16 protein-coding genes are annotated in these 22,508 nt (G+C 35.2%); 12 read left to right on the top strand and 4 right to left on the bottom strand.

Annotated features, from left to right (window positions below; all coding sequences use genetic code 11):
* Window positions 1–99 precede the first annotated feature (99 nt).
* From ELS83_RS16025 to ELS83_RS15970, 12 genes are all read left to right on the top strand, one after another.
* A complete protein-coding gene (locus tag ELS83_RS16025) occupies window positions 100–1,398 on the top strand; it encodes a hypothetical protein (protein ID WP_171596557.1) in 1,299 nt (432 codons plus the stop codon).
* Window positions 1,395–2,648, top strand: coding sequence for a TolB-like translocation protein (locus ELS83_RS16020; protein WP_171596556.1), 1,254 nt, complete (start codon window positions 1,395–1,397; stop codon window positions 2,646–2,648). The genes ELS83_RS16025 and ELS83_RS16020 overlap by 4 nt, the downstream gene beginning before the upstream one ends.
* 230 nt (window positions 2,649–2,878) lie before the next feature.
* The gene (locus ELS83_RS16015; RefSeq protein WP_171596555.1) at window positions 2,879–5,545 is read left to right on the top strand and encodes a glycosyl hydrolase; all 2,667 of its coding nucleotides are present in this window, start codon (window positions 2,879–2,881) and stop codon (window positions 5,543–5,545) included.
* Window positions 5,546–5,554: 9 nt separating this feature from the next.
* Window positions 5,555–7,186: a GH39 family glycosyl hydrolase gene (locus tag ELS83_RS16010; protein ID WP_171596554.1), complete on the top strand. Its 1,632-nt coding sequence runs from the start codon at window positions 5,555–5,557 to the stop codon at window positions 7,184–7,186.
* Between the two features lie 351 nt (window positions 7,187–7,537).
* Window positions 7,538–8,470 (top strand): ROK family protein, encoded by a 933-nt coding sequence (locus tag ELS83_RS16005; protein ID WP_171596553.1) that lies wholly within the window; start codon window positions 7,538–7,540, stop codon window positions 8,468–8,470.
* A gap of 31 nt (window positions 8,471–8,501) precedes the next feature.
* On the top strand, window positions 8,502–9,677 hold the full coding sequence (locus ELS83_RS16000; protein WP_171596552.1) for an MFS transporter: 1,176 nt from the start codon (window positions 8,502–8,504) through the stop codon (window positions 9,675–9,677).
* Window positions 9,678–9,876: 199 nt separating this feature from the next.
* Entirely contained in the window at window positions 9,877–10,614 is a 738-nt protein-coding gene (locus tag ELS83_RS15995) for a DUF1961 family protein (protein ID WP_171596551.1), read from the top strand.
* Between the two features lie 11 nt (window positions 10,615–10,625).
* Window positions 10,626–11,963, top strand: a complete 1,338-nt coding sequence (locus tag ELS83_RS15990) for a sulfatase family protein (protein WP_171596550.1) — start codon at window positions 10,626–10,628, stop codon at window positions 11,961–11,963.
* Window positions 11,964–11,965: 2 nt separating this feature from the next.
* A complete protein-coding gene (locus ELS83_RS15985) occupies window positions 11,966–13,324 on the top strand; it encodes a sulfatase family protein (RefSeq protein ID WP_216616621.1) in 1,359 nt (452 codons plus the stop codon).
* Window positions 13,325–13,423: 99 nt separating this feature from the next.
* A complete protein-coding gene (locus ELS83_RS15980; RefSeq protein ID WP_171596549.1) occupies window positions 13,424–15,067 on the top strand; it encodes a T9SS type A sorting domain-containing protein in 1,644 nt (547 codons plus the stop codon).
* A 99-nt stretch (window positions 15,068–15,166) separates the two neighbouring features.
* On the top strand, window positions 15,167–16,774 hold the full coding sequence (locus ELS83_RS15975) for a sulfatase family protein (RefSeq protein WP_216616619.1): 1,608 nt from the start codon (window positions 15,167–15,169) through the stop codon (window positions 16,772–16,774).
* A 47-nt stretch (window positions 16,775–16,821) separates the two neighbouring features.
* Entirely contained in the window at window positions 16,822–18,321 is a 1,500-nt protein-coding gene (locus ELS83_RS15970) for a hypothetical protein (protein WP_171596548.1), read from the top strand.
* Between the two features lie 58 nt (window positions 18,322–18,379).
* Here the strand turns inward: ELS83_RS15970 and ELS83_RS15965 are convergent, their stop codons facing one another.
* The 4 genes from ELS83_RS15965 to ELS83_RS15950 are packed head-to-tail and all read right to left on the bottom strand — an operon-like array spanning window position 18,380 to window position 22,164.
* A complete protein-coding gene (locus ELS83_RS15965) occupies window positions 18,380–18,637 on the bottom strand; it encodes a hypothetical protein (protein WP_171596547.1) in 258 nt (85 codons plus the stop codon).
* Window positions 18,638–18,639: 2 nt separating this feature from the next.
* Window positions 18,640–19,893 carry a Gfo/Idh/MocA family protein gene (locus ELS83_RS15960; protein ID WP_171596546.1) on the bottom strand — a complete coding sequence of 418 codons (1,254 nt, stop codon included), beginning with the start codon at window positions 19,891–19,893 and terminating at the stop codon, window positions 18,640–18,642.
* Between the two features lie 31 nt (window positions 19,894–19,924).
* A complete protein-coding gene (locus tag ELS83_RS15955) occupies window positions 19,925–20,815 on the bottom strand; it encodes an FAD:protein FMN transferase (RefSeq protein WP_171596545.1) in 891 nt (296 codons plus the stop codon).
* Window positions 20,816–20,820: 5 nt separating this feature from the next.
* The gene (locus ELS83_RS15950) at window positions 20,821–22,164 is read right to left on the bottom strand and encodes a Gfo/Idh/MocA family oxidoreductase (RefSeq protein WP_171596544.1); all 1,344 of its coding nucleotides are present in this window, start codon (window positions 22,162–22,164) and stop codon (window positions 20,821–20,823) included.
* Window positions 22,165–22,508 lie beyond the last annotated feature (344 nt).

Here is a 22,508-nt window from a genome sequence, read left to right as displayed (position 1 = left end):
AGCATATAATCAATTTGCTGTGAATTAAAATAAGGAATTCTTTTGGCATTTAAAAATATATTCCAATTGTATTATTATAATTAAAAACAATCAATGCAGATGAAAAGGAGAGATTTTTTTAATATATCATCAGTAGGTTTGCTAGGAACCTTATTATTGCCTACTTCAGACTTATTAGCTCAAAAAAAGAAGCCTAAGAAGAAAAAAAAGAATAAGTATGATAGTAGTGATTTGCCAAAGTTTAGGTTAAGCACTTTAACTGAAGGTCCTAATCATCATTTCTTTGGTTATTACGGAACTTCACCTTGGAATGGGAATGAATCCACTATGGTTGGATTAGAATCGAGCTTTCATGATCGAATGCCTGAACCGGGTGAGAAAGCAAAGATTGGATTGATTGATCCGAATAGTGGAGAGTTTACACCAATTACCGAAACTCTTGCCTGGAATTTACAGCAAGGAGCCATGTTGCATTGGAATCCAACTCACCCCAATAAAGAAATCATCTTTAACGATAGAATTAACAACGAAATGGCTTCAATAAGACTGGATATCGAAACAGGACAAAAAACGATTCTGCCTCGAACCATTAGTGCCGTATCGAAAAAAGGGAAATTTGCACTAAGTCTTACTTATGGACGATTAAGTAGGATGCGCAAAGTAGTTGGCTATGCCGATGCGGTAGATCCTTATGCAAATGAAGCGCATCCTTATAAAGACGGTGTTTTTCTAATTGATTTGGAAAAGAACAAGGCAAAACTTGTCGTTAGCATTGCTGAGGTGTTTGATAAATCAGTAGGTAAATATCCTTTTTTGGCGAATCGACATATCTGGTTTAACCATACTGATATTAATCCGTCAGGTACGCGATTTTTATTTTTGGCCCGATCAAGAAATGAAAAGGGTAAAATAGATTCAGCAATGTTTACTGCCAATATGGATGGTAGTGATTTAAAAATGGTTATTCCTTTTGGGACAGGAGTTTCACATTTCGGTTGGCGCAATGATACAGAAATTGTTGCCACCTATAAAAATCCGAAAACAAAAGAGTACATGCACTATCTCTTTACCGATGGAGAAAATGATTTCTCGATAATTGGTGAGAATTTTATTATAGATAATGGCCATTGTACTTTTTCTCCTGATGGAAGATATTTGGCCACCGACAGAACAGAAGATGATAGCAATTCTACCTCGCTATGGTTGTTCGATTTGGAGTTAAACAAAGGTTTAATGCTGGCAAACATAGCTGTCCCTCACTATAAATATTTGCATAGCGATACAAGATGTGATTTTCATCCGCGTTGGAATCCTGCAGGAAACAAAATATGTTTTGATGCTGTGGATACCGCAACTCACACCCGACAAATGCATTTAATTGAATTTCTGGATCTATGATAAGGAATACGAAATTTTTCTTTAAGGGGCATTTAATAACACTGATATTAATCTTAATAATTGGATTCTCTTGTTCTAACTATAAAACCAGTATTAGTATTCAATTCCCCAAAGTTTGTGAACCTATTCAAATAACTAAAGAAGGCAAAGATCATTTCTTTGCCAGTTATTATGGTATTAATTCATTTAGTCAAAATCAGAAATATGTGACTGTTTTAGAGACGGATATAAAGTATAGGTTACCAACGGAGTGTGATACGGCAACACTAGGATTAGTTGATTTAAAGAGTTTGGAGTTTATTCCAATTGCTAAAACAACAGCTTGGAATTTTCAGCAAGGATGTATGGCACATTGGTTAGGAAGCAATCCTGATAGTCTTATAATATATAATGACATTAGAGATGGTAAATTTGTTTCTGTTATTTTAAATGTTCATACAATTAAAGAGAAGAAAATTATCCCTTATCCGATTAGTGCGGTGTCTCCAAATGGGAAAGAGGCAGTGAGCATTAATTTTTCAAGATTACGTAAAACAAGAGATTCGTATGGATATGGAGGAAATGGACAAGATGCAAAATTAGATAAAGTTTTTCCTGAAGATGATGGTTTATTCATTCTTGATCTGGAAACAGGGAAAAAAAAACTATTAGTTTCTTTTCAGGATATCAAAGAATTGGTGCCTGAAGTTCCAAATGATGGATTGGAATATTTTAATCATACACTTTTTAGTAGGGAAGGATCTAAAATATTTTGGTTAGCTCGGGCCCGTCCCAATAGAAATACAACCGCATTTACAATTAATCGAGATGGAACCAATCTGAAAAAGTGTTTCCCTGATGGATGGGGAGGATCTCACTTTGATTGGCTAAATGATGAAGAATTAATGGTAACGGCTGAATATAAAAAGCAGCAATACGGTCATGTTTTATTTACGGTTGGAGATAAAGATTATAAACGGTTGGGGAATGGTATATTGGATTATGATGGACATGGAACGTTCTCGCCTGATGGCAAATGGATGGTAACAGATACCTATCCCAAAAATGGATTAAAAGAGCAAAAAATTTTCCTTATGGATATGGAATCGGAAACTGTTCTTCCTATAGGTAGATTTCCACAACCAGAAAAGTATAAAAAAAAATGGCGATGTGATATACACTGTAGATGGAGTCCAAAAGGAAATATGATTGGGTTTAACTCGACGCATTCTGGTAGTAGGCAGGCATATATTATTAGATTGAAAAATTGAAATAAGATAATTAACACATATAAAAACTGTAATGTTTGTGTAATGAAGACTGTGAAGATTTTTGCAATTTTTACCTAATGCTTGATAATTACATTAATGAAGGTTAAAATACAATAGAAAGTGTTGCTGTTTGTCAAATTACAATATATAAACTATCCTTTTCAAATTTAAGAGTGAATCTACTTATGAAATCTAAAACAGTTCTGAATATAAGATTTGTCATTATAATTATGACATTATTTTTTACTTATGATGCGTCTGCACAATTTAAATATCAAACTTCAAAGCCATGGTCATATTGGTGGTGGATGGGTAGTGCTGTAAATAAAACTGACATTAAGCAACAATTAATTGAGTTTAAGAATGCAGGTTTAGGAGGGGTACATATCGTACCAATTTATGGTGTAAAGGGTTATGAAAAACAATTTAAAAGTTTTTTGTCTGAAGAATGGCTGGAAATGGTTCAATACACAATAAATGAAGCTAAAGAATTAGGGCTTGGAGTGGATATGACCCTGGGAACTGCATGGCCTTTTGGAGGAAGATGGATTACGTCAGAATATGCAGCAAAAAAACTGATCAGTAGAGAGTTTAACTTTGAAAATAGTGATAGCCTGTTTTTAGATATCGATGAAGTAAAGTCAAAAGCTGGAATATTGAATGTTGTAGCAATATATGCGTTTAATGGAAAAGAGAGGCTCAATTTGAAAGATCAAATCAAAAATGCTCACCTTAATCAAAAAGTAGCATACGGAGATTGGAAGTTAAACATATTTGGGATGGGACAAACAGAGCAGATGGTAAAACGTGCTGCTCCAGGTGGAGAAGGATTGGTAATGGATTACTTTGATCAAAAATCGGTTAACTATTACTTGAATCAATTTGACACTATTTTTACCATTACTAAATTTCCGATTCAGCCCAGAGCTTTTTATCACGATTCTTACGAAGTTTACAGAGCCAATTGGACAGGTCAGTTTCTAGGTGTGTTTAAAGAAATACAGAATTATGACTTGCTTGATTACCTCTATGTTTTGGAAGATAGAACTGATGAAAATTATGAGTTGATTGTACATGATGTAAGGGAAACATTATCGGAACTATTGTATTCAGAATTTACCAAAACCTGGACAGAATGGACCACTAATCAAGCGAAGATTTCGCGCAACCAGGCGCATGGTTCTCCAAGTAACTTGCTTGATCTTTATGCATTAGCCGATATTCCGGAAACAGAAGCCTTTGGCTGTAGTGATTTTAGTATTCCAAATTTAAGTTGCGATCCCGATTATCGCGCGGGCAAATTTGGAAGACCAAATCCCTTGATGATGAAATTTGCTTCGTCGCCGGCTCATTTGCTAAATAAGCCCTTGGTGAGTTCTGAAACAGCTACTTGGCTAGCTGATCATTTCAAGGTTCCTTTAAAGAGAGTAAAACCTCAGATTGATGAGTTATTTACAGCAGGAATTAATCATGTGTTTTATCATGGTATTACCTACTCTCCTAAAGAGGAAGGATTTCCAGGTTGGTTGTTTTATGCATCTACCAATTTTGGGCAGAGTTCACACTTTTGGGATGAATTCCCATTGCTTAATGCTTACATTAAAAATTGTCAGGAACCATTGCAAGAAGCCAGTTCGGATAACGACATTTTGTTATATTTCCCCATTAATGATATATGGACTAAATACAGGGCTAAAAAACGTGATATCCTGTTTTTATTTGATGTTCATCACTATAAAGAATGGTTTAGTGCTAACTCTTTTGGCAAAACGGCTGAACTACTTTGGGATAAAGGTTATACATTCGATTATGTTTCCGACAAACAGATCGCGCAATTAGGTGTGGATGCGCAGAATAATGTATTTATTTCTGATAAGGCAAAGTATAAAACAATTATAGTTCCTAAGGTTGATTATATTCAAAAATCAACTCTTGAAGAATTGAGAGAATTGGCTGATCAGGGCGTGAAAATCATCTTTGTTGAGGATCTACCCAAGTTCTACTCCGGTTTTCCTTTAACTAAAGTGGATCGTAAGGTATTCGAATGTGAAAACTTTACAATAACCAGTAGTTTGGAAGATGAGATTCATCAACTTGGTATTGAAGAAGAGGAACTTAAATTGCGTGGTTTAGAGTTTATCCGTAAAAGAAACTCAATGGGGAATTTATATTTCATTACGAATTTAAGCAATCAATTTAAAGGAGAAATGCTTACCCTTTCAGGCAAGTACAATTACATTTCTATAACTGATCCATTGACGAATAAAAAGGGATATATCAAAACCAGTGATCAGTTTTATTTAAATATTCCTCCTGGTAAATCATTATTGGTACAAACTTCTATTAGCAAACCTAAGCAGGAAGAATGGAAGAAATATCAATTCAATGAGAAAATTGTGTTGAATGGGAAATGGAAAGTAAGGTTTGAAGACTATGAATCTCACCAGCTAAAACCAGAACACAAAATAAGTCAATTAAAATCGTGGACAGAATGGGGAGATGAGGCATTAAAAACTTATTCTGGCAAAGCACATTATGTAACATTATTTAGTTTGAATTCGAAGCAATTATCACAAAAACAGTACATTCTACATGTTGATGAAGTAAGGGAAACCGCCAATGTAATTATCAATGGAGTTGACTGCGGTACTATTTGGTCTTTCCCAAATCAGTTGGAAATACCTGCTGATATACTTCAAGAGCAGAATAAAATAGAGATTGTCGTTCAGAACCTTTCATCGAATTATATGAAAAAATACGACACGGAAAATCCAGGATGGAAGAAGTTTTACGATATCAACTTTGTAAATATAACTTACGATAAGTTTTCAACAGATAAATGGAAGTACGAGCCTTCTGGAATTATTGGAAATATATATATAAATACGCATAAATAAACATAGAATATGAAAAAGTTATTAATTGTCCTAATACTATTTTCTTTTGTTGCGATAGCTCAGCAAAAAGGAACAAATAGCAGTGTGGTTTTTACCATAAATACGAATGAAATTGTAGGTGAAAATTCTGAATTCTGGAAGGCAGCGGGTTCAGATTATTTATTTAATCATGTAACAAAGCCGAGCGGACAATCTATGTTGAACAGGATGAAATCAACACAGTCGCATACCTATTTGCGCACCCATCATACCTTCGTTCAAGATAAAAAAAAAGGTATTTTAAGAGGGCAGAATGTTTATTCTGAGGATAAAAATGGCAATCCAATTTATGATTTTTCAAATGTTAATAAAGTATTAGGAGAGTATGTGAAAAGAGGATTAAAACCAATTGTTGAATACGATTACCTTCCCAAATTATTGGAACAAAAATCTGAATCTTTATCTAAAGGAAATGATGAGGGCATGAAAATGCGCAATACAGGTCCTAATGATTGGAAAAAATGGTCCGATTTAATGAAGGCTGCAACTAAAAACTTTATTGATGAGTTTGGGCATGAAGAAGTCCGTTCCTGGTATTTTGAAGTGTGGAATGAGCCAGATGGATGGCCTCTTGATCAAATGGATACATTTTACAAAATGTATGATGTATTTGTAGATGCTGTTACATCAGTAGATTCAGAATTGAAAGTAGGAGGTCCGGCATGTTACCATGAATACTTTTTGAGACCTTTTTTGAATCATGTGGTAAACGGCACGAATTATGTAACAGGTGAGAAAGGTACTCGTATCGATTTTATTTCTTATCATATCTACGGATTATCTGGTAAGTGGTTAAATTCCGCACCTCATTTACAGCCGCAAGTTCAGCGTTTTAGTCAATCTGTTTTGTGGTTAAAAAGATTAATGAAAGAGTTTCCAGATTTAAAAGGAACAGAACTACATATAAACGAATGGGGGATGGCATCTAATTTTTGGAGGAAACTTGAAGATCATCCAGATCTAGTTTATAGAAATAATGAGGAATCTGCACTTTTCCTTGTAAAGTTGGTTAATTCACTATATCAGATAGAAGATAATTATAATTTTCCTACTTCTATGTTGCTGTACTGGGGATTTGTTGGCGAGGCTGATGCTGAGAAACTTTTCCTTGGTCAAAGGGAACTTCTAACAGGTGGAAATATACCTAAACCAATTCAAACAGGTTTCGAGATGTTGGCTAAATTAAAAGAGTATCGAATTAAGGTAGGTTGTAATAAAAAAGACAATCGGTTTGGTATTTTGGCAACTCAATCAGCAAGTAAAAATATCTCATTTATTGCATACAATTATGAAGAAGATGAGCATGGTAAAAATGCCATTGATTCGGTTTTAATTCAGATTAAAGACTTGAAGCCGAACACTACATATAAATTTGTGGAAACACTTATGGATGATAGTCACAACAATACATTTTCTGCATGGAAAAAACAGGGAGAACCGCAATACTCTGAAACATTAGATTTGGCACCAATAAAGGAAGCTGGATGTCTTACGCCTACAAGTAATTATGAAATAAAAAGTAATAAAAATGGAGAACTTGACCTAAAATTGGATTTAAAGACTCATTCAATGAAACTAATAGAACTAAATGAGAAAAAGTAAAGTGTAAGTATATAAATTAATGATTTTAATGTATAGCTCTTGTTTAATTACCAAAAAGCTATATTGAATAGGTCGAATGTGATTAAATCCTTGGCAGTGTTATTATACTGCTAGGGATTTTTTTTGATTTACAAGCGGCTAATTGATGTTTTTACAGCTTATTAGTAAGGGTGAAAAGTTTGATTTTCGTGGTTAAACTGTGTATGCTTTTCTTTTTTATAGAGAATTACATGTAAGGATTTATGAAATAAGAAGAATATTCAAAGCTTGTTTATTCTTTTTCTATCCAAAATTTAATCTGTAAAAAAGAATAGTGATAATGTAATCGAACTTTAATATACATAAGTATCTATGAAAAAATATGCAATAGGAACCGATGTTGGAGGAAGTCATATTTCTTGTGCTTTGGTTGATCTTGAAAAAGGGGAACTGGTAGAAGGAACACGCAGTGAAGGTAGTGTTGACAATAAGGCCGATGAATCAACAATTCTAAAAAGTTGGGCTGATGTTTTAGCTAATTCTATGAAGGCAATAAATAAAGATGATTTGGCAGGGATTGGTTTCGGTATGCCAGGGCCATTCGAATATGAATCAGGTATAGGTCGTTTTGAATTGGTGGATAAATACGAGAGCTTGAATGGTGTCGATGTTGCTTCTAAGTTGAAAAAAATATTGAGCTTAGATCCCTCTGTGCCTTTACGATTTATGAATGACGCATCTGCTTTTGCAGTAGGTGAAGCATGGCTGGGAAGTGCTGCCAGTGTTGATAAAAGTATGTCAATTACATTAGGTACAGGTTTCGGTTCTGCATTTGTTGATTCTGGTGTACCTGTTGTAGAAGGTGAGACTGTTCCTAAAATGGGTTGCGTGTGGCATTTACCTTATGCTGATGGAATTGCTGATGATTCATTCTCTACGCGTTGGTTTATTAAGCGTTATAAAGAGGAAACTGGATTAGAAGTATCTGGAACTCGTTCAATTGCTGAAGCTGCATATGAAAACCCTAAGGCTGCAGATATTTTCAAACAGTACGGAAGTAATATGGGCGAATTCCTTGGGCATTGGCTAAAAAAGTTCGATACTAAGACTTTGGTGATTGGTGGAAATGTTACTGGTGCATACAACTTGTTTGGACCAGCATTCGAATCGGCATTAAAATCTCAAGGAGTTGATACCAGTATTGAGCTTTCCAAGTTAAAAGAAGATGCCGCAATTATAGGAAGTGCTCGCATGCTTAATCCTGAGTATTGGGAAACGGTTAAGTCAACAATTCCAAAAATGTAATAACCCAGAAATCATTTAATAAAACATATTTATGAATAATAAAATATCAATATCAAAAATTCTTCCTGTTCTTTTTGGATTTTTCGTAATGGGATTCTGCGATGTAGTAGGAATAACTTCTGCCCATGTAAAGGAAGATTTGTTAGGATCATATAGTCCTGCTTTTCGCGATACCCTATCCAACCTTATTCCAGTAGCTTTATTTTCGATGTTTTTGATTTTTTCGGTGCCAACAGGTTTGTTAATGAATAAAATTGGAAGAAAAAAGACAGTACTTTTAAGTAATGCAATTACAGTTTTAGCAATGTTTATTCCATTGATTGACTACAGTTTTGTGACGTCTTTGTTTGCCTTTGCACTTTTAGGAATTGCGAATACCATTTTACAGGTTTCATTAAATCCATTGCTTACCAATGTGGTAAAGGGAGACAGGCTGGCAAGTAGTTTAACTGCCGGACAATTTGTGAAAGCGATTTCATCCTTTGGTGCACCGTTTATAGCTGCATTTGCTGCCTCGCAATTAGACAATTGGCAATATATTTTCCCAATTTATGCAGTAATTACAATTCTTTCAACAGTTTGGTTAATGACAACTCCAATTTATGAGGAACCAATTGAAGAAAAAGTAAGTTCATTTGGAGATATCTTTGAGATTTTAAAGGATAAGAACATTTTCTTCATGTTTTTAGGAATTTTGTTTGTAGTAGGTGTGGATGTAGGTGTGAATACAGCAGCTTCAAAAATTTTAATGGAACGATGCGGATTATCATCTATTGATGCAGGATATGGACCAAGTGTATACTTTGCATTCCGTACTTTAGGAGCATTTTTAGGAGCATTTTTCCTTGCAAGATACTCATCGTACAAGTTTTTTAAACTGAATATCATTGGAGCAGTATTAGCACTAGTTGCCTTAATTTTTATAGGCGATAAAATGACCGTATTTGCAATTTATGGCATTATTGGTTTTACCATCGCCAATATTTTTCCAATTATTTTCGGACACGCCATACAATCTCGTCCAGACAAGGCAAATGAGATTTCAGGCCTAATGATTACAGGTGTTTTTGGTGGGGCAATTATTCCATTTATTATGGGATTAATGTCAGATACATTAGGATCACAAATAGGGGCAGTTCTTGTGATTCTTGCCAGTGCTATGTATCTACTTTATTTGGCTTTCTCGATGAAAGAAAGTAAAGTTTAGTAATAGATATAATTTGTATTGATCTATATATGGGGTAGTAATTTAGTTGCTACCTCTTTTTTTTGAATAAGCTCCATTTTAATTGTACTAAAAGCCGGGGATTAAATTAGATCTAAAAAAATCAATGGAATTTTTGTTTATGGAGTAAGGGTACAAATAACTTTTTACGTGATTATAAAAGGTTGTTCAAAATACTGATATGAAGAATATTGCTGGCATTATTGTGTTGATACATCTCTTACTGGCTAATAATAGTTTAAATGGTCAGAACCAAAGTTTAGGTTACAAAAGGGATTCCATTCTATATCAGAGTACATTTAAAAATGAAAAAACTGTAAAAGACTGGATCATGGAAGGCAAAGGTAAATTGTACTTCAATGGAGGTTGGATGCACATGTACTCTCCTTCAGAATCAGGACATCATGTGCTATGGTGTCCAATGGAAATTCCTGGAAATTTTATTGCGGAATGGGAAATGCAAAATCTGAAAACTGATGCAGGCTTGTGTATTGTCTTTTTTTCAGCAAAAGCGAAAACCGGCAAAGACATTTTTAATTCCGAAATCCCAAGTAGAAATGGACGGTTTCGGCAGTATACCAAAAGCAAGTATTTCAATAATTATCACATTTCTTACTACGCCAATGCTAAAGATAAGCCGGGAAGAGAAATTTCGCATTTGCGTAAAAATACTGGATTTAAGAAAGTGCAGGTCGGTGAGCCAGGTATTCCAATTGAATCCAAAAATATACATAAAATAAGTTTAGTAAAAAAGCACGATCATATCATAATGTTTGTTGATGATCGAAAAATTATTGATTGGAAAGATGAAAGTGATGATCAGAATGTATGGCAAGAAGGGAGAATTGGTTTGCGCCAAATGAAATGGACTCATTTTAGATATAGAAATTTTAAAGTGTGGGAATTAATTAAAAATTAAATATCAATTATATGAAATTTAGAAAATTACTAACTATTGCATTGCTTTTAATTTCAGGAGCGTTAATAGCGCAAACAAAACCCAATGTTGTAATTATTTATACTGATGATCAAGGATCCAGAGACTTACAAAGTTATGGTGCTACTGATTTGATCACACCCAATATGGACAAAATTGTAAATGGAGGGGTTCGATTTACACAATTTTATGCACAAGCTATCTGTTCTCCTTCCCGAGCATCTCTTCTTACTGGGAAAAATCCGCAACATGCAGGTGTTCCTGGAAACATTCCATCTGTACCGGTTACAAGCAAAGGACTAAAAGGGGAACAATATACCATGGCAGAGATGTTTAAAGATGCAGGCTACCAAACCGTACATATTGGAAAATGGCACTTAGGTGATCAGGAAGGAATGTTGCCTAATGAACAGGGATTTGACTATTCTTTTGGCCACCATGTAGGATGTATCGATAACTTTTCACATTTCTATTATTGGCGAGGTCCCAACAGGCACGATCTATATAGAAATGGAAAGGAAGTATTTTATGATGGACAGTTTTTTCCTGATTTAATGCTTAAAGAGGCAAAAAGTTTCTTAGATAATATGGAGGATAAACCATTTTTCATGTTCTATGCCATGAATTCGCCTCACTACCCATATCAGGGTACACTCGAGTGGTTAAATTATTACAGAGAAAAAGGGGTTGTTTATCCGCGAGATCTGTATGCAGCATTTTTGTCAACTCATGATGAAATTATTGGTGACTTACTAAAAAAGTTGGAAGACTTAAAGCTAATGGAAAATACCATTATTGTGTTTCAGTCAGATAATGGTCATTCAACTGAGGAGAGAGCGCACCATGGAGGAGGAAATGCCGGTCCTTACAGAGGTGCAAAGCAATGCCTTTTTGAAGGAGGAATTCGTGTACCGGCAGCTATTGCATGGAAAAATAAATTGCCGGCAGGTCAGGTTAGAGATCAATTTGCTGTAAACGCAGACTGGATGCCTACTTTGGCGGAATTGTGTGGGATCCAATTGGATACAGAAACTTTAGATGGTAAAAGTTTAATACCAGTCATTAATAACTCCCAATCAGAAACCATGCATAGAGATGGCTATTGTTGGCAATTAAACGATATGTGGGTGGCTCGAAAGGGTAAGTGGAAGCTTATCGGTAATCCTTATGATACGAGCATGCGTGATTACAAATTTACTGTAGACAGGTGGTTGGTTAATCTCGAAAAAGATCCGGGAGAGACAACAAATTTGGCGGAGAAATATCCGAAAGTTTTGGCAGAATTGGAAAAGCAGTTTAGTGATTGGCAAGAGAATAATAAATCCAACTAGTGATGAGTACAATGTATGATTTAATTAAAAATTACTTATTAACTAGCTTGTTTGCACTCACAGTTCTTAGTGGATGTGCACCCAATTCCAATGAAAAGAAAAAACCGAATGTCATTTTCATATTGGCAGATGATTTGGGCTATGAAACAATTGGGGTCAACGGCGGAGAATCATATGAAACTCCAGAAATAGATCAGATGGCCAATGAGGGAATGAGATTTGAACACTGCTATGCACAACCTCTTTGCACACCTAGTAGGGTGAAATTAATGACAGGAATTTATAATGTCAGAAATTATGTAAGTTTTGGTCTATTGCATACAAGTCAAACGAGTTTTGGACACTTATTTAGAAAAAATGGATATAGAACTTGTGTAGCTGGAAAATGGCAGTTGGGGAAAAAACCAGATGGCCCCTATAATGCAGGATTTGATCATCACTGTTTATGGCAGTTTCAAGAAGGAAGAACTGATTCTACAGGTCGTGATACGCGTTACGCAAAACCTGTTCTTGAGATTGATGGCGAGTTAACAAATTTTTCAAATGGAGAGTATGGTCCGGAAATAGTTAGTGATTATGGTATTGACTTTATTGAAAAAAGTCATAAAGAGGGGAAACCATTTCTACTCTACTATCCTATGATGTTAACTCACTGTCCATTTACAGCAACTCCTTCTTCACCAGAATGGGAAACTGATGATACAACAGCTTATACTTATAAAGGGAAAGCATCCTATTTTGATGATATGGTTTCAGAAACAGATAGAATTGTAGGAAAAATTAACAGTAAGCTAAAGGAATTAGGAATAGAGGATAATACACTTGTGATTTTTACAGGTGACAATGGAACCGACCAACCTATTGTTTCTATTATGAATGGAAAGCAGGTAGCTGGTGGAAAATGGCTTTCTACGGATGCAGGAACCAGAGTACCTTTAATTGTTAAATGGCCTAATGTGATTAGCAAGTCCGAATGTAATGATCTAATAGATTTTTGTGATTTTTTTCCCACAATTTGTGAAGCTGCAAGTATTCCAGTTCCAGATTCTTTGGATATCGATGGGAGAAGTTTTTATCCACAATTGAAAGGAGAAAAAGGGCAAGCAAGGAAATGGGTGTATAACTGGTTTTCAAGGAGTGGAGAGAGTCGTAAGGCCAGAGTTTTTGCAAGAAATCATAGGTATAAATTGTATACTACTGGTGAGTTTTATGAAATTCCAAAGGATCGTGAAGAAAAACATGCACTAAATATTGATACTGTAAACAAAGCAATTAGGGGGGAATATGAAATGCTTAAAGAGGTGTTGGATTATTATGAAGGAAGAAGGCTAGATAAGATTCCTGGTTCAAGTGAGAAATAAACCTTTAATCGCAGATGTAAATCAATTGTCATTCTGAATCAACCTTTTCATCCATAGTAGTATGGGTGGAATATTTCTAATCCATAAAATTAATTAAAAATGAAAAAAAGATTTTTACTCTTTTGTTGCATCATTGTAAATGCTCTGCTAATTACAACATCAGTTTATGGACAAACTGATTATTTTGCTGACAATGGTTATGTAAAGCCATTTGATGTTACTTATCCCCATCCAAATTCACATTACCATAATGGAGTAACCTATATTGCTTATCAAGGATCTAATGAAAATGGAGGGAATAACGATCCAAGTGTTTGTAGTTATAATCATATTACTGGTGAATGGCGAGGACCTGTTCGAATTGGAAATAATACTCTACCTAATGATGACTATCATGGAAAACCATCAATAGTAGTTGATGATTTAGGCTATATTCATGTTGTTTTTGGAGGTCATGGTGGAACAATTGATTTGGCTGGGTACAATGAATTTGGAGGCTACAGTGATGGCGAATTTAAGCACTTAAGATCTAATTCTCCTGAGGATATAGGGACTGGTACAAGTGATTGGACACGTCTGAACTCTGCACCAGGAGGTGGTAATACAGGTGAAATTTCAGTTTATGGTACATACCCTCAATTTTTAAAAGTTCCAAACGGTGATATTTACTTTTTTTATAGACATGGTAGCCATCAAAGTGATTGGACTTATCAAAAATCGACTGATAATGGAAATACCTGGAGCGATGAAGTCGTATTCTTGGATGGAGGATTAATTGAAACTTGGTATGCTTGGTTGACGGTTAATGGAAATCGTATTGATTGTGCATATAATTATCATCCAGGTGGTTCAGGTGATGATAGACAAGATATCTATTACATGTATCTGGATACATCCAATGATACATGGTATAATGTACAGGGCAGTGATTTAAGTTCTAAAATTCCTATGAATCTGAGCAGGTCAAAGAAAAAAACTAAGGTTAAAAATACCAATCCAGATAATTATGAGGTGGATGATATAGTAGTAAGAACTGATCCTAATGGAATTCCGCATATTGCTTTTCGTTATTACAACGATCAAGCCTATCATATGATGTGGGATGGTTCAGACTGGACGACCTATGTGAATATCACAACTGATGATGCGATTAAAGAAGATAAATTTGATATCATGCCAATCTCATCCACCGAAGTGAAAGTTTTGATTAGACGTAAGGATGCTTCGGGAACCAAAATAGCCTGGTGGACAATGGATCCAACAAGTTCATATAGAAATGAAGATGAGGTTGTTATTACAGAGGGAAATACGGAGTATTTCTTTGCATCCATCCCAGAATTTTATCATGATGATGCAAAGGTGATGTTTTTTGAAAAAACGGGTAATGATATGGTTAAAATCTTCATGCACGGTGATAGTGGCTTACTGACAAGAGGTGGTGCTATATCGGGCTTAAATAGCACCAACCAATTGACATCATTAGAAATCGATACCAATCAGGAAAATAATATGGATTTGATTGTATACCCAAACCCTGCAAAGGATTATGTTACTGTTGATTTAAAAACTGAAAATATTCAAAGTTTACAATTATTTGACATGAATGGTAGGTTGATTAAAACAGAATCTGCAATAAATAATTCGAGAATTAAAGTTAATATACAGGATGTAAGTTCTGGAATGTACCTGATTAAAGTCCAAGGAGAATCTAAGAGTAAATTGAGCAAAGTTTTGATCAATTAAAATAGTTATTGTTTTTCAAAATAAAGATGACCTAAAACTATTTTTATGGAATAGTGTTTAGGTCACTTTTTTATACATTTTTAATGGTTAGATGTTATTATGAATAGATGGTATTATTATCAAAGTATTATTTTATATAGTATTTTAAGTGTAGGTATGATTGCTTGTGGTGAGAAAAGACTATCGCAAAAAAGAAAGAGACCTAATATTTTGTTTGCCATTGCTGATGATCAATCATTTCCATATTCATCGGCATATGGAACAAGTGGTATAAATACACCAGCATTTGATAAAGTTGCAAATGCTGGTGTATTATTTAATCAGGCTTTTGTTGCTGCACCTCAATGTAGCCCATCGAGAGCTGCTATTTTAACGGGACGAAATATTTGGGAGCTCGAAGAAGCTGGAACACATGGGAGTTACTTCCCTAAGAAGTTTACTGTTTTTACTGACTTGTTGGAAGATGTAGGTTTTGAAATAGGGTATACAGGAAAGCCTTGGGGCCCCGGTGATTATTCAAAGGCTGGATGGACGCGAAATCCTGTTGGACCGGAGTTTAATCGTAAAAAATTGACTGAGGTTCCTGCTGATGGAATCCATAAAACGGATTACTTTGGTAATTTTGTAGAATTTTACAATCAAAAAGGAAATGATGATCCATTCTTTTTCTGGTTTGGTTGTCATGAACCGCATCGAGTTTATGAAGACGGATCCGGATTAAAATCGGGAAAATTATTAACAGAAGTTGATGTGCCGGATTTCTTGCCGGATAACAAATTGATTCAGAGTGATATTGCGGACTATGCCGTAGAGATTGAATGGTTTGATCAGCATTTAGGAAAAATGATTTCTTTTCTGGAAGAACAAGGAGAGTTAGAGAATACAATTATTGTTGTTACTGCTGATAATGGAATGCCTTTTCCAGCTGCTAAAGCAAATCTAATGGAATATGGAACACATGTACCGCTTGCCATTTGCTGGCCTGCTAAGTTTAAAGGCAAAAGAATTACAGATGATTTGGTAAGTTTAATAGACCTAGCACCTACTTTCCTGGAAATTGCAGAAGTTGAAAATGTACCTCAGATGACAGGTGAGAGTTTAAAAGATATTTTGTTTTCAGATAGTCAAAGTAAAATAAATGCTGTCAGGGAATTTGTTCTTACGGGGCGTGAAAGGCATACACATGCACGACCAGACAATCTGGGATATCCATCAAGGGCAATTCGCACCTCGGATTATTTATACGTTAAGAATTTTAAACCAGAACGTTGGCCTGCAGGAGATCCAGTTCCTGAATCAGCTAAACAGATCATTCCAGCGGAAGGTTTCAAAGAACTTTGGCCTGGGTATCAGGATATTGATCCTTCACCATCCAAAATGCATTTGCTACATGAAAAAGATAGTTTAAGCAGATATTTTAAGCTGGCATTTGATAAGCGTCCAATGGAACAATTATATGACATCAAAAAGGATCCAGCATGCATTAATAATATTGCAAATGATTCTACATATGCAACCATTAAGAAGGAATTAAGAGACCTGTTAGAGTCAGAACTTAAAAAGCAAGGGGATCCTAGAGTTTTAGGATTTGGTGAAATTTTTGATAGTTATCCGCGAACTTCAAAAATGAGAGAATTTAAAGGTTTCAACAAAAGAGGAAAATATAATCCAAAGTTTACTCAGAAAGATCAGCAAATCATTGAATAATTTTGTGTTAGTTATTTAGAGGCTTATTTGACTAAAAATTATATATCATGAAGAATATATTTAGACATTTTGTGTTGCTATTTCTTTTTTATTTCACATTCCTTTATGTCAAAGCTGATCGGAAGTTTTCTTGTGATAGCGTGTATAGCAACACACAAAAATCAGAATACTTCTTCATGGTGAAAAGCTATGCTGATTATATGATAGAGTATGGTAGAGATCGTTATGGAAAGGAACATTCCCCACTTTTCGCAACTACCTTAAATAGAGAAACTGGTGATATTTATAAGCGAAATCCACCTAAAGCTCCAAAGGGTATTAGAAATAGGGATAGAAGCTATAGAGGTTCTAATGTAGCTAATCACAATGGACTATATAACATCTTATATCAATTAACAGAGCTAACAGGGAATAAGGCTTATGCTCATGAGGCAGATACCTCGATTATTTGGTTCTTTAAGAACTGTCAGATTAAATCGACTGGTTTAATGCCTTGGGGTGAGCATATGGGCTGGGATTTTTTTAGAGAAGGAATTATTATTAGAAAACTGCAATTTTGGATTCATGAGTTAAAAGGATTTGACCATTGGGATCTGGTTTGGAAACATGCACCCAAAGAGGCAAATCAATTTGCTATGGGGCTTTGGAATCATCAAATCCATTCTCACAAAGGGAAAAGAGCAGGGGACTTTTCAAGGCATGCTAATGCATTATTTCATTGGTCTTCCTGGGGAAAAGGATTTCCCAGTCATGGAGGAAAATACATCGCTATTTGGGCCAAGGCATGGCAGGAAACAGGGAACCCTGAATATTTAAACGCAATCCATACTGTTCTTGGATATTTCGAAAGAAATATTAGCCCTAAAAGTGGTGCCTTGCGTTATGCGACTAAATTTCCTAAGCACTACTCATTAGGACATAATATTGGCCTGGCCGAAAAGCTAGAAAATGTTATGGATATCGTCCCAGATTCGATTGCTCAAAGAATGGTATTACTTACCAAAAATACGGATTCACTATATTTGAGTTTCAAGCATGATCCATCTCCAAAAGGAATTGGTTTCATTAAATCTGCTCATGTTCATACGCTTGAACCAGGTGAATTTAGATCAGAACATAAAGGTGGAAAATTTACCACTTCAATGTGGAGTAGCGGATATGGATACGGGAATTCAACCAGCAGTGCAAGTAAATGTCTTAGTAGATATAAAAAGACAGGCTTAAAAAAATACAAGGACCTCTTTATAACGGCTGTTGAAGCATATTATAATGCAGAAGTTCCCGTAGTAAAAAAAATGTATCCAAACAATTATTCAGGGGTAATAGGATTAATGCTAAAGGCGTATAAATTAACAGGTGAAAAACGTTTTTTAGATAAAGCAATTGTTTATGCGGATCTGTCTATAGATGCTGTAATGGATAAGAGTTCACCACTACCAAAAGCATCAAACAAAAGTGAACATTATGAGGCTATTACAGGAGCTAATTCTTTAATGAGTAATTTGTTAAAGATTTGGATCGAGTTGAATAAAGAAAGCTTAAAATAATAACAAAAAATTCTCTATCATTTCCATTGACCTGGTTATGAAAGAGAATTTTTATTTGCTATTTCTTTAGGGGTAAAATGTTTAAATGTACTCCTGCTTTTTTAAGCAGGAAGTAGATGAAGCGAAATAATCCACTTAAGGCATAAATAACAATACTTAATAGAAAAACGATGGGTAATGAAAGCCAAAGTTCTGGCCATTTGGTATCGTAACTTACAATAGAGTAGATATTCATTCCAGTAGTTATAACAAAGCAAAACAGATATATAATCAATTCTCTTTTTAGGTTTTTGCCTTTTAGTACGATATCTTTCATAATTACATTCTTAAATTATCAGGAATTTCAATTACTTTATTTTCAAGCATTGCCTTATGGCCCATTATTGCACAAATGGAAGAGTTGTAACCATGTTTTAAATTCTCTTCATCTATTTTGTTTTCTCTAATATGGTTTGCAAATGAATGAAATTGTAGCTCAGTTGGTTCAGGTAATCCTTTTTGTGTTTGATGGTATTTGGTTGGCTTTACTTTATTTGCTGTTTCAGGAACCCAACTTGCTCCACCAATAGGTACAGTTTCAAAAATTCCTTTTTCGATATCGTTTACCAATTGCAATATACCAGGAGCTGCCGGTGGATGCTCGAGAAAATAGTTGCCTTTTTCCATTTCCAATGTTCCCTTATCACCCATTACTTGTACCTCCATTCCGTAATGTTTATTACTGATCAAAGAATCATACACCAAATGATTGCCATTAGGATATTTGTACACCAAATTAACGTTATCGAATAGTTCACGACCATCTTTCCAATAATTGATACTGCCAAAACCAGCCACAGAAATTGGTGCCGCACCATAAACCCAATTTGCTACTTGCAAGTGGTGTGAAGCCAATTCAGTCATAAGACCTAGTGAATATTCTTCATACAGGCGCCAATTAATTTTTCTTTCCAATTCAGGACTAGGAACTGGTTTTCTCCAATCTCTATTTCTGTGCCAGAAAGCTCTAATCTGGGTTAAACTTCCCAGTTGTTTATTCTGAATCATCTCAATGGCTTTATGATACATGGGATCAAAAAGTCTTTGATGACCAATTTGTAATATCTTATTATTTCTTAGGGCCGCACTTACCATTGCATTGCAATCTTCGGCAGTTTTTGCCATTGATTTTTCACAAAAAACATGAAGCCCTGAATTTAACGCATCAATTGTAATATGAGCATGTTCATGTAATGGTGTAGCAATAATTACCGCATCAAGATCTTTGTTTTCAAGAAGTTTTCTGTGATCAGTATATGCCTTTGCAGTGTTTCTTGTTAAGCTAATTGCTCGTTTATAATTTGTATCGTAATTGTCACAAACTGCAATTATTTTAATTCCCTGAATTTTTTGAATGTTCAGAAGTAGTACTTTACCTCTACTGCCTACTCCAATTATTCCAACATTTACAATATTGGAAGGAGATGACAGGTCGCTTGCGAAAGAAAATGTGGACATAAATGGAAGTGTGCTGGCTAAACCCAGTGCGCTTATGTTCCCAATAAATTTTCTTCTGCTTATTGGATTACTCATGTTATATATTTTAAATAGTTTGCTTTTTATATCAAAATTGTACTTTGTTGACTGCCTGGTAGTCAGTAAGGACCTCTCTTTCTTTTTGTAAAGAATGAGATATACATTTGATTCCTTTTAACTGTTGTACAATGGATGTTATTTCTTCATCAGATTTTGTGTATAGGGCAGTTGATAAAATCTCAGCCTCCAATGGTGATTCACAATGGACTGCAATCAACTTGTTTTTACTCAGTAGTTTATTACTCAAAGGATCGACTATGTGAGTATTGGAGGCTACACCTAAATTGTCATGGAAATGCCAATCGCCGGAAATGGAAATGGAACTATTGTATAGATTGAACTTATGAACGAATTTTTCTGTGTTTTTTTTACTTCGTAAACCTACTTTCCAGCAATTCCCTCCAGGTTGATTTCCCAATGCAAGAATTGAACTTTCACCAAAACTTACTAAAGCATTATCGACGTTTGCCTGTAGTAAAATCTTTTTGGCTCTTTCCAATGCATAACCTTTACCAATTCCACCAAGATCAATCTTTAAATGGTCTGATTTTAAGCATATGGTTGATGCTTTGGTGTCTAAAACAATAGATTCACAACCATTGTTCGAGCTGTTGGGTAAGCCATGTTTAAGTGCTGCCTTACATATATCAAAAGCACCACCAGTTAGTTGGTGGTGCTCTAAAGATTTAGCTATTAATGAACATGTTTCCTTGTCAATTTTTAATTCATGATGTACAGCATCCCTGTTTATTAAAGAGACATCACTATTGGGATTGAAAAAACTTAATTTATTTTCTATTCTAAGGATTTCAGCTTTTATTTCCTGACTTACATTTTCACAATAAAGCTTATTGATTTGAGGTATCACCAGGCTTAATCGAGTTCCCATGGCATAGAAAGTATCGCAAAAGACATCCATGTCAACTATAATTTTGGTTCCCAACCCTTTTCATATTCACGTCCCCACAATTTCATGGCATCACGATCAAAAATTCGACCAGAATGTGAATCAATGTCAAATCCTTTTCCAATTCGATATGCAATGTTAGCATAGTGGGTCATCGCCTGACTAATTGCACCTTGAGTAATCGGAGAGGTTAATTTATCTTTTCCTCGGGCAGCATCAAAAAAGTTTCTCACATGCAGGGTTGAGGTTTCACCACCTCCTCCAAGCGCCGTTCCAGATTCTTTGGTAGCAGATAATACTTCTTTGACCAATTTTCCTTTTCTGTCAAAGATGCGGTATAACTCTCTATCTACCCAGACAGTTCCTTCTGTACCGTATATAATGGTTCCTCTCCCAGCACCATAAGTGTTAAAAGCATTTCTACTCTTTCCATCCCATGTGATTACTTTCCCATTTTCAAATTTAAAAGTGGCCTCCATGGTATCATACATTTCCCATCCATCATTTTTATAATGGCGTTTATCAGCTTCAACGAATACTTGTTCCGGGTATTTCACATCAAGTGCCCACCTTGCAATATCCAGTTCATGAGTGGCATTGTTTCCCATTTCGGCCGTACCAAAATCCCAGCCATACCAGTGCCAATTATAATTCCAGGTATCATGAGTATATTCTTTACGTGGCGAAGGCCCTTGGAATAGATCCCAATCCAATCCCGTTGGAACGGCTGCCTTTTGAGGGGTTGGAACTTCCCCTCTCTTGTTAGAATAAAATGCCACCGCCTTGTACACATCACCTATAAGGCCATTATGAATTTGAGATATTATTTCTATGCTGTGCACTGCCGACCTTTGCTGATTACCCATTTGAATCGCCTTGTTGTATTTTTGCTGAGCTGCGATCAATAGTTCATTTTCAAACATATTATGGCTGCAAGGTTTCTCAATATAAACATGTTTACCTGCTTCCAATGCCATTAATGCACCTGGTGTGTGCCAGTGATCTGGGGTAGCAATAAAAAGGGCGTCTACATTTTTATCTGCAATTACTTTTCTAACGTCTTTTTCGAGTTTTGATTTATACCCGAACAAATCACTACACTTTTTACTCGCCTTTTCAAGTTGGTGGTCCATAACATCACATAAGTAAAGCAACTCAACATTACTTTCTTTGTGAGCAATTCCACCCAAAAATGCCTTATATCTTCGGCCTAGTCCGGCTATCGCTACTTGCATTCTGTCATTGGAACCTATTATTTTACCATAACTTTTTGCAGACATCCCCATACCTGCCATTGTTATCCCGGCAGTAGCTAATGTGGATGTTTTTATAAAATCTCTTCGTGATGATCTTTTCGTCATATCTAAAATATGTTTCAGAATTATTTTTAATAAATTCAAATAATTTTAAGAGCGTTTACCAAATGATACAATCATTGATAAAGCATGACCAAACATAGCAAACAGAAGAGAGTGGAATGGGTGGTATTGTATCTAAAATAGGTGTTTTTGTATCATCTTGTATAAAACAATAGAAGTGACATTAAACGAGATTATCTGTAAGTCTTCAGCCTAATTTGGACAGATTGGTATAAAAGTTAAGAGATGGATTTCTTAACTTTTTATCACCAATAATTGTCTGGAAGATGAAAAAGAAAAAACAGAGTACTGAGTCCAAAGTAAAAGAAATAAGGCGGCACACACGC

The sequence above is a fragment of the Marinifilum caeruleilacunae genome, from assembly GCF_013141825.1.
GTDB classification, from domain to species: Bacteria; Bacteroidota; Bacteroidia; order Bacteroidales; family Marinifilaceae; genus Marinifilum; species Marinifilum caeruleilacunae.
The sequence above is the reverse complement of the archived record's forward strand: the minus strand, read 5'-3'. Positions and strand labels throughout refer to the sequence as shown.

What these genes read in the sequence shown, in the direction of transcription:
- ELS83_RS16025 (WP_171596557.1), top strand. Translation starts at nt 100, where the DNA reads ATGAAAAGGAGAGATTTTTTTAATATATCATCAGTAGGTTTGCTAGGA.
- ELS83_RS15975 (WP_216616619.1), top strand. Translation starts at nt 15,167, where the DNA reads ATGAATAGATGGTATTATTATCAAAGTATTATTTTATATAGTATTTTA.
- ELS83_RS15990 (WP_171596550.1), top strand. Translation starts at nt 10,626, where the DNA reads ATGAAATTTAGAAAATTACTAACTATTGCATTGCTTTTAATTTCAGGA.
- ELS83_RS15960 (WP_171596546.1), bottom strand. Translation starts at nt 19,893, where the DNA reads ATGAGTAATCCAATAAGCAGAAGAAAATTTATTGGGAACATAAGCGCA.
- ELS83_RS16000 (WP_171596552.1), top strand. Translation starts at nt 8,502, where the DNA reads ATGAATAATAAAATATCAATATCAAAAATTCTTCCTGTTCTTTTTGGA.
- ELS83_RS15995 (WP_171596551.1), top strand. Translation starts at nt 9,877, where the DNA reads ATGAAGAATATTGCTGGCATTATTGTGTTGATACATCTCTTACTGGCT.
- ELS83_RS15950 (WP_171596544.1), bottom strand. Translation starts at nt 22,164, where the DNA reads ATGACGAAAAGATCATCACGAAGAGATTTTATAAAAACATCCACATTA.
- ELS83_RS16020 (WP_171596556.1), top strand. Translation starts at nt 1,395, where the DNA reads ATGATAAGGAATACGAAATTTTTCTTTAAGGGGCATTTAATAACACTG.
- ELS83_RS16005 (WP_171596553.1), top strand. Translation starts at nt 7,538, where the DNA reads ATGAAAAAATATGCAATAGGAACCGATGTTGGAGGAAGTCATATTTCT.
- ELS83_RS15985 (WP_216616621.1), top strand. Translation starts at nt 11,966, where the DNA reads ATGAGTACAATGTATGATTTAATTAAAAATTACTTATTAACTAGCTTG.
- ELS83_RS15955 (WP_171596545.1), bottom strand. Translation starts at nt 20,815, where the DNA reads ATGGATGTCTTTTGCGATACTTTCTATGCCATGGGAACTCGATTAAGC.
- ELS83_RS15965 (WP_171596547.1), bottom strand. Translation starts at nt 18,637, where the DNA reads ATGAAAGATATCGTACTAAAAGGCAAAAACCTAAAAAGAGAATTGATT.
- ELS83_RS15970 (WP_171596548.1), top strand. Translation starts at nt 16,822, where the DNA reads ATGAAGAATATATTTAGACATTTTGTGTTGCTATTTCTTTTTTATTTC.
- ELS83_RS15980 (WP_171596549.1), top strand. Translation starts at nt 13,424, where the DNA reads ATGAAAAAAAGATTTTTACTCTTTTGTTGCATCATTGTAAATGCTCTG.
- ELS83_RS16010 (WP_171596554.1), top strand. Translation starts at nt 5,555, where the DNA reads ATGAAAAAGTTATTAATTGTCCTAATACTATTTTCTTTTGTTGCGATA.
- ELS83_RS16015 (WP_171596555.1), top strand. Translation starts at nt 2,879, where the DNA reads ATGACATTATTTTTTACTTATGATGCGTCTGCACAATTTAAATATCAA.